This window comes from Intestinibacillus sp. Marseille-P6563, from assembly GCF_900604335.1.
In the GTDB taxonomy this organism is placed as follows: domain Bacteria; phylum Bacillota; class Clostridia; order Oscillospirales; family Butyricicoccaceae; genus Butyricicoccus_B.
Genome location: NZ_UWOD01000001.1, coordinates 629,207 through 645,000 on the forward strand (window position 1 = coordinate 629,207; position 15,794 = coordinate 645,000).

A 15,794-nucleotide genomic window follows, 5' to 3' on the forward strand; every position below is an offset into this window, starting at 1 on the left:
CTCTCTTGCGAACAAACGCAGGGATACTCCTCTTTTTCATCGCCTTTATGATATTCTCTGTGAAATCCTTTTTATTATACGGATTTCTACTCCTTTTGTCAAGAACGGGGCGAAATTTTTCTCAAATCTGCTTGGTTTCGACCAGGAATTTGTGCTCATAGGCCTTTTGCAGCTTGTCGAGGTTCTCCGGGTCCTTGCCGCCGACCGGGATACCGTCGATTTCCCCAACCGGAGCGCACAGCGTGCCCGAACTCGACACAATAATCTCGTCGGCGTTCATCAGTTCGACCATGGTAAACGGCTGCTCAGAAGTCGGGATACCGTTCTCCTGCGCCAGTTCGAGCAGGTGCTTGCGCGTGATGCCCGGCAGGATGAGTTCATCGGTGGGCGCCGTGCGCAGCGTGCCGCCCTGCAAGATGAGGATGTTGGAGTGCGACCCTTCGGTCACACGCGAGCCGCGGTGCAGCACTGCCTCGTCACAGCCACGCGCATGGGCTTCCTGATTGGCCATGACGCTGGGCAGCAGATTGAGGGTCTTAATGTTGCAGTGCAGGAAACGGGTGTCCTCGAGCGAAATGAGCTTGAGCCGCTTGTGGAACGGGTCGAGCGGACACGGCCGCACGAACATGAGCAGATTGGGTTTGACGTCCGCAGGCGGAAAGGCGTGACCGCGGTAGTACGTGCCACGCGACGCCTGCCAGTACAGCAGCCCGGCAAAATCTGGGTCGGTCTGGTCGACCACCTTTTGCAGCTCGGCCTTGAGCTCTTCCCGCGTCAGGTGGAACGGCAGCTTGAGCAGACGGCAGGAGTTATAAAAGCGGTCCAGATGCTCCTCGAGTGCGAATAGCACACCGTTGACCAAATACAACGCTTCATAGCAGCCATCACCAAAGTAGACTGCGCGGTCCAGCGCCGGAATCATGAGCTCTTCCAGAGGGGCAATCTGCCCGTTATAGTAACCAATATTTTGCATATCCTTCGCCTCTTTCTCTCTTCTGCGTCGGTGGAAATCTTCTTCTGTCTGTATCATACTACGGCATCCGAAACTTCGTCAAGCACCCAAACTTATCGAGGACACATTCGGTTTGCCACCACTAATTTTTCGTGTTCGGTCAAAATTTTTAGGCTTTTTTCTATGGAATTCTTCGTTTCGATTACGTCCTATATTTTTTCTATTTCTCTCGGTTTTTGTAACAATATTCACCGATATTCCAAGTGATTCTCTATGATTTCCAGTTCATGCTTCCGGTATTTTAGTTAAAATGTTGTTGACTTTTTTTCATTTTTTACTATACTAAAGGTATCACTAGAAACTTATCCAGGTTTTGGACAGTTTCATGAAAGGGGATAAAAAATGAAAATCAACCATTCTCGTCGACGTGTCCTGGCTCTCTTGGCCGCTCTGGCGCTGACCGTGTCGTTGACTGCATGCGGTGGGGACAACGCAGCAACCGACGGCGGCAAGGCCTCTGCTTCTTCGGCAGCAGCTTCTTCTACGCCCGCTGCTCTGACCGAACAGGAATATCAGGATGCTGTGACAAAGCTTGGGGAAGAAATGTCGCAGATCCAGGAAGATGCCAATGGCATTGATGCAACCGATGTGGATGCTGCTAAGGAACTACTCGACAGCATGAAGCAGCCGCTGCAGGACTTCATGAATGTGACACCGCCGGAATCCTATGCCGACGCACATGAAAAGATGAAGTCCGGTTGCCAGGCAATGATCGACTACCTGGATACCGCTGCAAGCATGCTCGGTGAAACCGATACAACTAAGCTGAACGAAGCTACCACCAAGATGCAGGAGCAGATGACCACTGCGATCAACGACCTGGCAGAAGGCTCGGCTATGCTGGTTTCGACCGAATCCTAAAAAATACATAAGAAACGACCCAGCACGCTCAAGGTGCCGGGTCGTTTTTTTATTGTTCCTAAGCGATGCTCTGCATGAGTTACATTTCATCCAGCAAACTCGAAGGCAGATGCAGCCATGCTGCAATTTTCCCCGCAACCGGCAAGAAGAATTGCAGACCTGGGCCATATAACGTCAAAGCGATCACGGTACCGATGCCCAGCGTGCCGCCCAGGAAAAACCCTCCGAAAATGCAAAGGCCGTCAAACAGCATCCGGCACCAGCGCAGCTGCAAGGCCGGAAACTTTTCATGCGCAATGACCGGAATCAAATCATTGGAACAGGCGCCTGCTTCTGACCGGACCGAGATGCCCATGCCGATCGATACAATGATGCACCCGGTCGCTACCAGCAGAGCTGTTAGCCACAGGCTGCGCTGCTGCGGGATGATCTGACTGAACAGAAAGGCATAGAAATCGACAAGCGGTCCCAAGCAGAAAATGCAAAACACCGTTCCGGCATAGATTCGCCGCCGATCGACAAAAAAGATGATGGCCAGACAAATGAGCATCAGCAAGGTACTCGACTGTCCATAACTAAAACCGGTTTGCCGCGATATGCCCTGCACCAAGATCATAAAGGGGTCCGCCCCCACATGCAGCGCCACAAAAAGCTGACTTCCAAACTCGGTCACAGCAATGCCGATCAAAAGCATAGACAGCCGTCTAATCCAAAGATTTACTTGCGATGTCACTTGTTCCCTCATACGTTTCCCAGCCCAACTCCACCATGCAAATGCATGTTTTTTATTCCTCTTGATTCTCTACCTTCAGAAAGGTTGCGATCTGCGCAATTTGCAGTAAAAACCCCTTTTTATCATCTTCTGTACTGCGGGGCGGAAAGATCACGCGAAGCTTGATAAAATAATTTCCCGTCTTGCGCTGCCCAAAGCTGATGTTCTGCATAGCGACATGATTCTGTGTGCAGATCTCATCCATTTGCATCAGGCCGCTTCCCAGTTCGGAACATTCCATATTTAAGTTGATACGGAACATTCTTCTGCGCTGCAGCCGGCTCTGAATAAAATCAAACACCGACAGCGTAATGAAGATTGCGCCGCTCCCCAGAAAAGAAAGCACATAATACCCCATTCCGGCCGCGAGCCCCAAGCAGGCGACCGACCACAGGCTCGCAGCAGTCGTCAACCCCCGCACCGAGGTACCATCCTTCAAAATTGTACCAGCGCCCAGAAAACCAACACCAGAAATGACCTGCGCGCCCAAGCGGGCAGGGTCCGGCGAACCCTGATACAAACTCAGGGTATCCTGATAAAGCTTGCTGCCCACGATCATGACAACCGCAGCGCCCAAGGCCACCAGCATATGGGTGCGCAAACCAGCCGGATGCGCAGTCTTGGCACGCTGTCCCCCTACGATGATGCCCACGATCATGGCAGCCGACAAGCGGAAGATAATATCCCAAATCGTAACGCTCTGCATAGAAGTTCCCTCGTTTGGCTATCTTACATGCTTTTTGTCGCCACGATATTGACATCTGTGCCGCACACCTGCGGCAAGATCACATCCCCCACCCGTACGGGTGCAACTGCCACCACAGTATCCAGTGCCTTCATGCAATCGAAAATCATCTTTTTCGGCAGCGGATGGTCGGTCTTGACCGAAAGCCGGTTTCCCTTGGCTCCCTGGATACGCACGGTGCTCGTCACCATGCGTACCGGATTGGATACTTCAGTTTTACCATAAATCTCCCCCCGAGGGCAAGCATTTCCGGTAACTTTGTATCCATTTTGTTCATCAATTTTCAAATGACAGCCCTTGGGGCATGTAATACAGATCAATTCTTTCATGATGCTTCCCCTTTCTGCACAATGGAGACCGTCAAATCTCCCTGTGCGCGGTCCAACAACACCCGTGGTATGCGAACATTTTCCATTTCACCCGGCGCCAAATGTTCGCGCGGGAATTTTGCGATCTCCTGCCCTGCGGCATCCTGCACTTCGATCACCGCGTCGCGATAAATCGCCCGTACCCGGAAGAACAGCGAGCAGCCCTCCTGGGCATTCTGGCGACGTACCTTTTGCGGTACGACATAGCCCACCCCGGTGCCCGGATGGGTTTGCAGATCGGCTGTCGCGGCGACAGCTGTGCTCTGCACGAACTGTGCAGCCGCTTCACCGGCCCGCATGCTTTCTGCTGTAACAAAATCCACCAGGTCATGCACGTGTACCACATTGCCGCAGGCAAAAATGCCCGGAATGGAAGTCTCCATATTTTCGTAGACAACCGGTCCATTGGTCCGCGGATCGATTTCGATGCCCGCCGAACGGGACAGTTCGTTTTCCGGAATAAGACCGACCGACAGCAGAACGGTATCGCAGTCAAAGACCATTTCGGTGCCCGGTACCGGCTGACGATTTTCGTCCACCTTGGATACCACTACCCGCTCGACCCGGTCACGTCCCTGAATGTCGGTAATGGTATGCGACAAATACAGCGGGATATCAAAGTCCTGCAAGCACTGTACGATATTACGGGTCAGACCGCCCGAATAAGGCATCACTTCCACGCACGCCAGAACCTTGGCCCCTTCCAAGGTCATACGGCGCGCCATAATCAGGCCAATATCACCCGACCCCAGAATAACGACCCGTTTGCCGACCATGTAGCCTTCCATGTTCAGATACCGCTGAGCGGTACCCGCGGTAAACACACCGGCCGGACGGGTGCCCGGGATGGCGATCGCGCCGCGGGTGCGTTCCCGGCAGCCCATCGACAAAATCACCGCCTTGGCCTGCAAGACTTCATAACCCTGCGCCTGACTGATGACATGCACTTCTTTTTGTTCGGTGATCTCCAGCACCATGGTATCCAGCCGTACTTCCACGCCGGTCGAAGCCAGCATCTCAATAAACCGTCCGGCATATTCCGGTCCGGTCAGTTCCTGCTTGAAATAGTGCAGGCCAAATCCATTGTGAATGCACTGATTGAGGATGCCGCCCAGCTCCTTATCGCGTTCCACGATGCAGATGGAACGTGCCCCCTTTTCCCAGGCAGCATAGGCGGCTGCCAAACCTGCGGGACCGCCGCCAATTACTACAATATCATACTTCATGCGCCACAGCCCCTTTCGTCAGCCCTGTGATGATCTGTGTACCATCGCCATCCTGCGGGATGGAAGCGGGATCGATGCCCAGTTCCTTCGCCAGTAGCTCCAGTACGCGCGGTCCGCAAAAACCGCCTTGGCAGCGTCCCATGCCTGCGCCTGCTCTGCGCTTGATGCCGTCGATCGAACACGGCGGAATGGGCGAATGGATCGCATCCACGATCTCCCCTTCGGTGATGGTCTCGCAGCGGCAAATAATGCGTCCATACCGCGGATTCTGTTCGATCACGCGCTTTTTCTCCTCCATCGACAGATCGCGGAAATAACATTTTTCCCGGGTCAGGATGGGGGCGTCCTTGGGCGTGAGCGACAGGCCCATTTCTTTGAGCAAATCCATTGCATAGAGGCCAATAGCCGGCGCCGAGGACAGGCCGGGCGATTTGATGCCCGCCACATGCAGCACACGGGGACAATCGCTGGACGGCCGGATGATGAAGTCGGCCTGGTCGGTGATGGCGCGAATCCCGGCAAAGGTACGGATGCACTGCCGGAGGTCGACGCCCGGCACGCTGCGGCGTGCCGACTGCGCCACGGTTTGCAGCCCTGCGGCAGTTGTTCTGGTGTCATCTGCATCCGGCGCTTCTTCGGCGTTGGGCCCTACGATCAGGTTGCCATGCACGGTTTGGGAAACCAGCACGCCCTTGCCCTGTTCATTGGGGCACTGGAAGATGACATGGTTCACCAAACCGCCGCTCGCCTTATCCATCAGATAATACTCACCGCGGGTCGCCTGCGGCTTCCATACCTCGGAATCGGTCATCGCAGCGATCTCATGCGCATGTGCCCCCGCACAGTTGACCACATACCGCGCCGCATAGTCGCCATCGGTCGTATGGACGATCAGATGGTCTTCCTTTTGTTCGATACCGGTCACTTTGGCCCGCAGCTTGACAGTCACCCCATTGCGCACCGCAGTTTCGGCCTGCGCAATACACAGGCCCCACGGGTCCAAAATCGCCGCGCTGGGCGCATAGAGCGCACCACACACGGCATCGGATACATTTGGCTCCATCGCGCGCACCTGGTCACGGTCCAGAAGCTCGAGCCCTTCGACGCCATTCTGTACCCCCCGGTCATACAGCGTCTGGATACGCGGCAGATCGTCCGGACTGAGCGCCAGCACCAGCGAACCGATCTTCTTATAATGTACGGACAGTTCCTGACAGCGGGCTTCCATCATGGCTGCCCCCTGTACATTCAATTTTGCCATCAAAGTTCCCGGCATGGGATCGTATCCGGCATGGACAATGGCGCTGTTCGCCTTCGTCGTGCCCATGGCGACATCGTTTTCCCGTTCTAACAGCAAAGTGTTTCCTTGATACTTACCCAGCTCATAGGCTACGGATGTTCCTATGATGCCGCCTCCAATTACAACCACATCATATGTCAACGAGACCCACCTCCAATAAAAAAAGCCAAAGCAAATAATCTACATCTCTGTAGATTCTATGCTTCGGCTCTATACTCTCAGCTAAACTATGTAATTTTCTACGATACGTCTTTTGGAATCGGATGCGAGATCAGACAAACCAAAGTTCAGTATCGGTTGTTGATATGGCCAGCGCCCCGGCTGACAGGGCGGAAATGATATCATCCTTGTCTGCGATCAGCCCACTTGCGATAATGGGCCGATGAATCTTTTGTGCCAGCTTTCGAATCACCTTGGGCATGGCACCTGGTAAAATATCCACGGCATCTGCATCGCTCGATTGGCGAATGACATTTTCAAACGCCAGCGAATCGAGCAGAAAAAACCGCTGTACGGTCAGCATGCCAAGCGATTTGGCATACCGTATGACCGACTGATGGGTTGAAATAACCCCCACAGCATCTGTTTGTTTGTGAATAAAGTCGACAGCTACATCCCGGCGGGTAGACAGGCCCTCCACCAAATCCATGTGGACAAACGGCAGCTTTCCGTTTTGGGTGACCTTTTGTGTCAACTCCGCAATGTTCATGATAGATCCATACAGCAGAAAAACGATACTACATTCCGATTGGAGCGCTTGTTCCAGTTCCTCCCCATTTTTGACTGCTGTGATGATGGGGGATTGCTTTAACAATTCTACAAAATCGATTGACGCTTTCATGGGTATCGGCATCCTTTCTACCATACGGACCGAAATGTGCAGGCCCGTTCTTAGTTAAAAATCACTCGTTCGGTTTCTTTGTCAAACAGGTGGATCTTATTCTTATCGATCGCCAAACGAATGGAATCGCCGCTCTTAGCCTGTACACGGTTTGGCGCGCGCACGGTGATCTTCTGGTTTGCGCAGAGCGTATACAGATAAATTTCCGCGCCCATCAGTTCCGCGATATCCACGACAGCATCCACACAGCTATCGGTCGAAGCATCCTGGAAAATTTCTTCGGTGTGGAAATCTTCCGGACGAATACCCAGCACGGCCTGTTTACCGACATAGCGGTCGAGGTCGGCATGTGCAGCCTTGCCATCCGGAACCGGAATGGTATACGGACCAAAGTTCAGCGAAAATGCGCCATTTTCCTTTTGTACGGTCACATCGATAAAGTTCATCTGCGGGGAACCAATGAACCCTGCGACAAACAGATTGCACGGATAGTCATACAGGTTTTGCGGGGTATCGGCCTGCTGGATTTCGCCATCCTTCATGATAACGATACGGTCGCCCATGGTCATCGCTTCGGTCTGGTCGTGGGTGACGTAAACAAAGGTCGTATCGAGCTGCTTGTGCAGTTTGGTGATCTCGGTACGCATCTGGGTACGCAGCTTGGCGTCCAGGTTACTGAGCGGCTCGTCCAGGAGGAACACCGCAGGATCACGCACCATCGCACGTCCCAAAGCTACACGCTGACGCTGGCCGCCGGACAAAGCCTTGGGCTTACGGTCCAGATACTGTTCCAGATCCAGGATCTTTGCGGCTGCACGGACCTTGCGGTCGATTTCATCCTTGGGCACTTTGCGCAGCTTGAGACCAAATTCCATGTTCTTATACACCGTCATATGCGGATACAGTGCATAGCTCTGGAATACCATTGCAATATCTCTTTCCTTGGGCGGTACATCGTTGACCATGCGGTCGCCGATCCACAGTTCGCCGCCCGAGATTTCCTCCAAACCGGCGATCATACGCAGGGTGGTGGACTTGCCGCAGCCAGACGGGCCTACCAGAACGATAAATTCTTTGTCCTGAATCTCCAGGTTGAGGTTATCGATGACCTTGACATTGCCTGGATAGATCTTCTGAATATTTTTTAGAGAAATTTTCGCCATTGTCTTACACATCCTTTGTGCGGTTCTTCTATCACCTGAAAATGTTTCTCCAGTGAGCAAGCGAAACGCTGAGCTGTCTGCAACGGCTGCAGGCAGCTCAGCATTTTCCAATCAGTCTTTGTGCTGGTTACTGAACAACCGAAGCATTATAGTTGGTGATCGCTTCGTTGACACGTTTGGCCAGTTCGGTTACAGCCTCATCCACGGTCAGTTTGTGCTCATACAGCTGCGGGATGACTTCGTTGAAGATCAAGCGCGATTCGGTCTGTACGCCAGACAGAACGCCTGCCGTATTGTTGTTGACCGGAGAGTTGTTGAGCTGATCGATCGGTACCTGGAAATTCGGATTTTCTTCCAGGAAGGTCTTCATCTCATCGAGTTCGTAAGCAGCCGGGTTGGTTGCCAGATAGCCGGTATTCATGCTCCACTTCGCCTGGGTTTCGGGCTGGGTGGTGTACTCAATAAACTTCCAGGTTGCAGCCTGCCGTGCTTCGTCCTTGGTGTCCATCATCCACAGGGATGCGCCGCCGATGGCTACGCCGCCTTCACTGTTTTCGTCTACCTTCGGGAATGCAGCTGCGCCGATCTCAAAGGCTGCATTTTCGCTTGCAGTCTTGAGCAGAGAAGCCGACTCGGTCATCATAGCCGTCTGGCCAGAATAGAACGCCGTCTGGGTATCTGCGGTTACAGTACCATAGTTTTCGGTGTAACCGGAATCGTACAGATCCAGCCATACCTGCAGTGCCTTCGCGCCTGCACCGTTCTGATCGAAATCAACAGCCGTCAGGCGGTCTTCACGGCCGTTGCCGTTGTTGCCATAGGTTGCACCCAGGCCAACCAGCTGCTCTTCAAACAGCCAGCCATAAATCGGATGCGCAAAGCCAACCGGTGCTGCGCCCGATTCAACAATCTGCTTGGAGTACTCCAGGATTTCTGCGTAGGTGGTCGGCGGATCGTTCGGGTCCAGACCAGCTTCCTCAAAGACATCCTTATTATAGTACAGGATGGGCGCTGCAACGTTCAGCGGCATCGAGTACTGCTTGCCTTCTACGGTGTAGTAGTTGGCGATCAGCGGCATGATCGAGTTCTTATCATAGCCGGTGCTTTCGAACATATCTTCTACCGGGATGATGCTGCCACTGTCAATCATGAACTGCGTGCCAACTTCATACATCTGGCAAACATCTGGCACATTGCCCGACTGCATTGCAGCCTTCAGCTTGGTGATGGTGTCGTCGTAGTTGCCCTGGAACTCAGCCTTTACAAACACTTCTTCCTGGGATTCGTTGAAATCATCTACCAGTTCCTGAAGCGCTTCCCCTTGCAGGCCGCTCATCGCATGCCAGAAGGTAATTTCGGTGCGACCCTCTGCGCTGGCCGACGAATCCTTATCGCCTCCACCGCCGCAGGCGGTCAACGATGCTGCCATAGCTGCTGCTACCAACAGCGACAACGCTCTCTTCGACTTTTTCATGATCTTTCCTCTCCTTCAATGTTCTTATCTACGCTTAACCCTTGACCGAACCAGAAGTCAGTCCCGAGATCAGCTGCTTTTGACCGATGATAAATGCAAGGATGGACGGCAGGAGGATAATCATAGCGCCTGCCATAACCGGACGGAAGTCGGTCGATTCTGCACCCTGCAGCATACCCAGACCGATCTGTACAGTTCGCATTTCCTTGGCATCAGTAACCAGCAACGGCCACAAATACATGTTCCAGCTTTGCAGGAACACATAGATTCCCAATGCGCCGATGGACGGCTTTACCAGCGGCAAAGCAATGCTCAGGAAGAATCGGAAATTGCTGCATCCATCGATCTCTGCCGCCTCTTTAATCTCACGCGGAAGCTGTAAAAAGGCTTGCCGCATATTGAATACCGCAAAGGCGGCTGCGAGGTTCGGCAGGATCAAGGCGGCAAAGGTATTGGAAAGGCCCCAATCGCAAATGGTCAGATAGTTTGCGATGATGATTGCCTGGCCCGGAATCATCATAGTGGCTAACATAATCATAAACAGAACGTTCTTGCCGCGGAAGTCCAGCATTGCAAAGGCATACGCTGCCAAAGCGCCGGTGACCACCTGGCCGACCGTAATGCCAATGGACATGATCAGCGAGTTCCGCAGGAAGACATCCAGCGGCGCCATTTCCATAGCACGTTCATAGTTTTCCAAGGTCAGCTGCGACGGCCAGAAATTTCCGGCATAAACTTCCTTGTTGCTCATCATGCTGATGTTGAAGCAATAGATGATCGGTAAGATAATCAGCAGAGCAAGCAGGATATTAAAGATGTAAAATCCAATCTTTTTCGATGTTTTCATTTTCATCAGTATGTCACCTTCTTTTCAATCCGGAATTGCAGTGCCGTCAAGATCATCAAGATGACAAACAGTACAACCGACTCTGCACAAGCGATGCCGAAGCGGCTATTGATGAACGCTTCCTGATAGATCTCATAGACGATAACATTGGTACTGCCAGCCGGACCACCCTGTGTCAACATCTTGAACTGCGCATATGCTTGCAGGGAGTTGATGACATTGATGATCAGCAGGAAAAACAATGTGGGCGAAATACACGGGATGGTGATGTGCCGATGCTTTTGGACGAAGTTTGCGCCATCCAGTTCGACCGATTCATACAGTTCAGTCGGTACACTTTGCAGCGCTGCGGTCAGATAAATGAAGTTCATGCCGACATTCATCCAGATACTAACCAGCGTTACTGCAATCAGTGCCCATTTGGTATCGGTCAGCCAGCCAATGTTGGTGTCCAGCAGCCGATTCAAAATGCCCAGGCTGGGATGGAAAATGAACATCCAGATTGCGCTGGCGGCGGCAGCCGAAATCGCCATCGGCAGCGCATAGATCGTACGGAAAATACCCCGTCCCTTTAACTTCTCATTGCTTGCAATCGCCAACACAAAGCCAATGCAGATGGAAAATACCACACACATAGCCGAGTATTCAAACGAGATCAGCAAAGTCTGCCAAAACTGTGAATCAGAAAAGATGGTCAAATAGTTTTGGATGCCAACAAACTGTGCGACCTCACCCGCAGGCGTTGTGAGTGACAAACTGAGCATGATTGTCTTTGCAAATGGCCAAAAGACAAACAAAATGAAAACAATTAGTGCTGGAATGAGATAGAAATACGGTGATATTCGTCTCATTGTCCTTCTCAATGGGGATCCCTCCTCTTTTCCCTTAAACTCCTCATTGGGGATTTTCTGTTTTTACCAATTCAGGGCTACACCTCCCAATCGCAACAAAAAAAGACAAGCCAGAACCCCCTCTGCCTATTTACAAGCAGAATGGTCCTTTGCTTGCCTTCTCATATCATCTCTCAGCAATTATCTATAACGAATATGATCATAGTTGCCTCGTTTTTGCAATCATTATGACCAAAAAAAAATCGTATCTTGTAGATTTTTGTAAGCATTGCACAGAAGCATTGTTTCCATTTGTAGAAATCGCCTAAATTCAATCAGGTACTTGAAAATAAAACTATGCTATATTATAATTGATACGAATTAAATCAAGGATTGGAGTATGGAGAGCAACGCAGAACGCAGCAGTGCTGTAATCTGCGTTTTTTTATTGAAGAAAGGGGATTATCCATTATGAAAAAGACATTACTCTTGGCACACCGCGGTTTTTCCGGACGTTACCCGGAAAACAGCCCGTTGGCATTTGAAAAGGCCGTAGAGCTGACCGATTGCGACGGTTTTGAAAGCGATGTGCATCTGACAAAAGACGGTAAACTGGTCGTTTTCCATGATCCGACGCTTGAGCGGACCTCCAACGGCAAAGGATATATCAAAGATTATACCTTTGAGGAACTTCTGCAATTGGATATTGGCTCTTGGAAGTCTCCGGAATTTGCTGGGCAGCATGTTTGGGATTTTGACCAGCTTCTGGACTTCTGCCAGCAGACGCATAAGGTCTTAAACATGGAACTGAAAAACTATGAAGTCTTTTATGAGGGCCTGGAAGAGAAAGTGATTGACGCCATCGTACGGCATCACATGGAGGATAAGGTATTTGTGTCCTCGTTCAATCATGTATCCATGCAGCGCTTTAAGACGCTCAACAGCGACATCAAGACTGGTTTGCTCTATGATCGTCCGCTCAACGATATGGGCAACTATCTGACCGCTTCCAATGCCGATTATGTGCATCCGAAATATTTGTTGCTACAATATCAGCCGGAGCTTGTTTCCCTGTTCCATTCGCGCGGCATGGACATCAATGTATGGACCGTAAATGAAGAAAGCGATATGCGCGATATGCTTGCTAAGGGCGTCGACGGTATTATTTCGAACTATCCGGATCTTCTGTGCAAGATCGCCGCTGAGCAGGCATAAAAAAAACGCCAGATAGGATGTGTGCACCTTTCTCCTCTACTAAAGTTGCACCATCCTATCTGGTTCTTTTTATAAGCATGAAAAAAGACAGTAACCGAAGTTACTGTCTTTCGTGTAGGCGCTGAGTTATCTTCCCGGGCCGTCGCCAGCCAAGTATTGTCACCGTAAGCGAGCTTAACTACTGTGTTCGGGATGGGAACAGGTGTACCCTCGCCACCATTAACACCTACTTACTTTCTTGTGTACAAGAAAGTAAGCAAAGAAAACTTTACTTGCGCTTCGCGCTTTTCTTGCACACGACTTTGCAGCTTTTAAACTATAACATATCGCTATCGTTTTGTCAAGACTTTTTTGGTGACCCGTGGGGGAATCGAACCCCCGTTTGCGGCGTGAGAGGCCGCCGTCTTGACCGCTTGACCAACGGGCCACATCTGGTCTTTACGCAGCTACAAAGATCTTCCCTGTGTTATACAGGTATTTTCTTTTTTGCTTTCTTTTTTCTTTTTATCAAAGAAAAAAGAAAGTGGTGCACCATCGGGGACTCGAACCCAGGACCCACTGATTAAGAGTCAGTTGCTCTACCAACTGAGCTAATGGTGCATGTGAAAGGTTTGCACCCTGAAAACTGAACAATACTTACTCACAATCGCTTTTTATCGAGATGCTTTTTCCTAATTCATTTTAGGTCAAGCCCTCGGCCTATTAGTATCAGTCCGCTGCACGTGTTACCACGCTTCCACTCCTGACCTATCAACCACATAGTCTACGTGGGGCCTTACTCCCGAAGGATGGGAATACTTATCTCGAGGGAAGTTTCACGCTTAGATGCCTTCAGCGTTTATCTCGTCCGTACTTAGCTACCCAGCTATGCCCTTGGCAGAACAACTGGTGCACCAGAGGTACGTCCACCCCGGTCCTCTCGTACTAAGGGCAGCTCCTCTCAATATTCCTACGCCCGCAACAGATAGGGACCGAACTGTCTCACGACGTTCTGAACCCAGCTCGCGTACCGCTTTAATTGGCGAACAGCCAAACCCTTGGGACCGAATTCAGCCCCAGGATGCGATGAGCCGACATCGAGGTGCCAAACCTCCCCGTCGATGTGGACTCTTGGGGGAGATCAGCCTGTTATCCCCAGGGTAGCTTTTATCCGTTGAGCGACGGCATTTCCATTCACATACCGCCGGATCACTAACTCCAACTTTCGTTACTGCTCGAACCGTCATTCTCGCAGTTAGGCTCGCTTTTGCGTTTACACTCATTGCACGATTTCCGTCCGTGCTGAGCGAACCTTTGAGCGCCTCCGTTACCTTTTAGGAGGCGACCGCCCCAGTCAAACTGCCCACCTGACAGTGTCCCCCGACCAGATTCATGGCCGCAGGTTAGAATTCCAGTATCCCAAGAGTGGTATCCCAAGGTTGGCTCCACACAAGCTGGCGCCCGTGCTTCCAAGCCTCCCACCTATCCTGTACATGGAATACCGAAATCCAATATCAAGCTACAGTGAAGCTCCATGGGGTCTTTCCGTCTAGTTGCGGGAAACCGGCATCTTCACCGGTACTACAATTTCGCCGGGCGGGCTGTTGAGACAGTGCCCAAATCGTTACGCCATTCGTGCGGGTCAGAACTTACCTGACAAGGAATTTCGCTACCTTAGGACCGTTATAGTTACGGCCGCCGTTTACTGGGGCTTAAGTTCGCACCTTCGCTTGCGCTAAGCACTCCCCTTAACCTTCCAGCACCGGGCAGGCGTCACCCCCTATACGTCATCTTTCGATTTAGCAGAGAGCTGTGTTTTTGCTAAACAGTCGCTTGGGCCTTTTCACTGCGGCCTACTCTCGCAGGCGCCCCTTATCCCGAAGTTACGGGGCCAATTTGCCGAGTTCCTTAACAACCCTTCTCCCGTTGGCCTTAGAATACTCATCCCATCTACCTGTGTCGGTTTGCGGTACGGGCACCTTAGTATACACATAAGCTTTTCTCGTCTCTCACGCCAGTGACTTCCCTACTAAATTTCGGTCCCTTACGCCCGGGGCAACCATCGCCCGGGTTCACCTTAATGAAAGCGTCCCTTATGCTTAAAGTTCGGTGGTTACGGAATTTCTACCGTATGTGCATCGACTACGCCGTTAGGCCTCGCCTTAGCTCCCGACTAACCTTGGGCGGACGAACCTTCCCCAAGAAACCTTAGATTTTCGGCCATTATGATTCTCACATAATTCTCGCTACTTATTCCGGCATTCTCACTTGTATGAAGTCCACCAGTGCTCTCGCTCTGACTTCACCCCGCATACAACGCTCCCCTACCCAGACTTGCGTCTGCCTAAGCTTCGGTTAGATGCTTAGCCCCGTTACATTTTCTGCGCAAAACCACTCGACCAGTGAGCTATTACGCACTCTTTAAATGAGTGGCTGCTTCTAAGCCAACATCCTGGTTGTTTTCGCAGTTTCACATCATTTTCCACTTAGCATCTATTTGGGACCTTAGCTGTAGATCTGGGCTGTTTCCCTTTTGACCACGAGACTTATCTCACGTAGTCTGACTGCCATGAACCAATTAGCCGGCATTCTGAGTTTGATAGGGTTCAGTAACCTCGCGGCCCCTAGCCCATTCAGTGCTTTACCTCCGGTAATCTATCATAACGCTAGCCCTAAAGCTATTTCGGGGAGAACCAGCTATCTCCGAGTTCGATTGGAATTTCTCCGCTATCCACAAGTCATCCCCGGCCTTTTCAACGGACGTGGGTGCGGCCCTCCACGGTGTCTTACCACCGCTTCAGCCTGCTCATGGATAGGTCACCCGGTTTCGGGTCTAATGCAAGTAACTTAAGCGCCCTATTCAGACTCGCTCTCGCTGCGCCTCCGGTATTCCAATACCTTAAGCTTGCTACTTACATTAACTCGCCGGACCGTTCTACAAAAAGTACCCGATCACACATGAACGTGCTCTCGGTGCTTGTAGGCACAAGGTTTCAGGTTCTATTTCACTCCCCTCCCGGGGTCCTTTTCACCTTTCCCTCACGGTACTGCTCCTCTATCGGTCACTGAGTAGTATTTAGGCTTGGAGGATGGTCCCCCCATCTTCCCACAGGGTTTCACGTGTCCTGTGGTACTCTGGATCCAGCTAGCGTCCTATCAGT

At 51.5% G+C, this 15,794-nt stretch carries 13 protein-coding genes, 2 tRNA genes, 2 rRNA genes and 1 other annotated feature (2 of these 18 running past the window's edge); of the genes, 2 read left to right on the plus strand and 15 right to left on the minus strand.

Annotated elements, in window-relative coordinates; genetic code table 11:
- Positions 1-49 (minus strand) — a binding site (T-box leader); it reaches 171 nt to the left of the window's first position.
- A gap of 72 nt (positions 50-121) precedes the next feature.
- Positions 122-973, minus strand: coding sequence for an aminotransferase class IV (locus EFB11_RS03320; protein WP_122788918.1), 852 nt, complete (start codon positions 971-973; stop codon positions 122-124).
- Between the two features lie 381 nt (positions 974-1,354).
- Here EFB11_RS03320 and EFB11_RS03325 point away from each other — a divergent pair, with 381 nt between their 5' ends.
- Positions 1,355-1,873, plus strand: coding sequence for a DUF6376 family protein (locus tag EFB11_RS03325; protein WP_122788919.1), 519 nt, complete (start codon positions 1,355-1,357; stop codon positions 1,871-1,873).
- A 79-nt stretch (positions 1,874-1,952) separates the two neighbouring features.
- Here EFB11_RS03325 and EFB11_RS03330 read toward each other — a convergent pair whose 3' ends face one another.
- The 10 genes from EFB11_RS03330 to EFB11_RS03375 form a co-directional block, all read right to left on the minus strand.
- On the minus strand, positions 1,953-2,567 hold the full coding sequence (locus EFB11_RS03330; RefSeq protein WP_122788920.1) for a YczE/YyaS/YitT family protein: 615 nt from the start codon (positions 2,565-2,567) through the stop codon (positions 1,953-1,955).
- A gap of 91 nt (positions 2,568-2,658) precedes the next feature.
- Positions 2,659-3,351 carry an MgtC/SapB family protein gene (locus EFB11_RS03335; RefSeq protein ID WP_122788921.1) on the minus strand — a complete coding sequence of 231 codons (693 nt, stop codon included), beginning with the start codon at positions 3,349-3,351 and terminating at the stop codon, positions 2,659-2,661.
- Positions 3,352-3,374: 23 nt separating this feature from the next.
- Positions 3,375-3,719 (minus strand): DUF1667 domain-containing protein, encoded by a 345-nt coding sequence (locus EFB11_RS03340; RefSeq protein WP_122788922.1) that lies wholly within the window; start codon positions 3,717-3,719, stop codon positions 3,375-3,377.
- Positions 3,716-4,984 carry an NAD(P)/FAD-dependent oxidoreductase gene (locus tag EFB11_RS03345; protein WP_122788923.1) on the minus strand — a complete coding sequence of 423 codons (1,269 nt, stop codon included), beginning with the start codon at positions 4,982-4,984 and terminating at the stop codon, positions 3,716-3,718. The genes EFB11_RS03340 and EFB11_RS03345 overlap by 4 nt, the downstream gene beginning before the upstream one ends.
- A complete protein-coding gene (locus EFB11_RS03350; protein WP_122788924.1) occupies positions 4,974-6,425 on the minus strand; it encodes an NAD(P)/FAD-dependent oxidoreductase in 1,452 nt (483 codons plus the stop codon). Before EFB11_RS03350 ends, EFB11_RS03345 begins: the two co-directional genes overlap by 11 nt.
- Before the next feature lie 130 nt (positions 6,426-6,555).
- Positions 6,556-7,125, minus strand: coding sequence for a glycerol-3-phosphate responsive antiterminator (locus EFB11_RS03355; protein ID WP_243115153.1), 570 nt, complete (start codon positions 7,123-7,125; stop codon positions 6,556-6,558).
- A gap of 50 nt (positions 7,126-7,175) precedes the next feature.
- Positions 7,176-8,288, minus strand: a complete 1,113-nt coding sequence (locus tag EFB11_RS03360; protein ID WP_122788926.1) for an ABC transporter ATP-binding protein — start codon at positions 8,286-8,288, stop codon at positions 7,176-7,178.
- A gap of 127 nt (positions 8,289-8,415) precedes the next feature.
- Positions 8,416-9,762, minus strand: coding sequence for an ABC transporter substrate-binding protein (locus tag EFB11_RS03365; RefSeq protein ID WP_122788927.1), 1,347 nt, complete (start codon positions 9,760-9,762; stop codon positions 8,416-8,418).
- Positions 9,763-9,796: 34 nt separating this feature from the next.
- Positions 9,797-10,615 carry a carbohydrate ABC transporter permease gene (locus EFB11_RS03370; protein WP_122788928.1) on the minus strand — a complete coding sequence of 273 codons (819 nt, stop codon included), beginning with the start codon at positions 10,613-10,615 and terminating at the stop codon, positions 9,797-9,799.
- Positions 10,615-11,373, minus strand: coding sequence for a carbohydrate ABC transporter permease (locus tag EFB11_RS03375; RefSeq protein ID WP_243115154.1), 759 nt, complete (start codon positions 11,371-11,373; stop codon positions 10,615-10,617). The genes EFB11_RS03370 and EFB11_RS03375 overlap by 1 nt, the downstream gene beginning before the upstream one ends.
- Before the next feature lie 537 nt (positions 11,374-11,910).
- Here EFB11_RS03375 and EFB11_RS03380 point away from each other — a divergent pair.
- Complete coding sequence (locus EFB11_RS03380) at positions 11,911-12,654, plus strand: glycerophosphodiester phosphodiesterase (protein WP_122788930.1); 744 nt, start codon at positions 11,911-11,913, stop codon at positions 12,652-12,654.
- A gap of 113 nt (positions 12,655-12,767) precedes the next feature.
- Here the strand turns inward: EFB11_RS03380 and rrf are convergent.
- The 4 genes from rrf to EFB11_RS03400 all read right to left on the minus strand — a co-directional run.
- A 5S ribosomal RNA gene (gene rrf / locus EFB11_RS03385) occupies positions 12,768-12,884 on the minus strand.
- Between the two features lie 122 nt (positions 12,885-13,006).
- Positions 13,007-13,081, minus strand: a tRNA-Glu gene (locus tag EFB11_RS03390).
- A 97-nt stretch (positions 13,082-13,178) separates the two neighbouring features.
- Positions 13,179-13,254, minus strand: a tRNA-Lys gene (locus EFB11_RS03395).
- Between the two features lie 82 nt (positions 13,255-13,336).
- A 23S ribosomal RNA gene (locus tag EFB11_RS03400) occupies positions 13,337-15,794 on the minus strand (it continues 379 nt past the right edge of the window).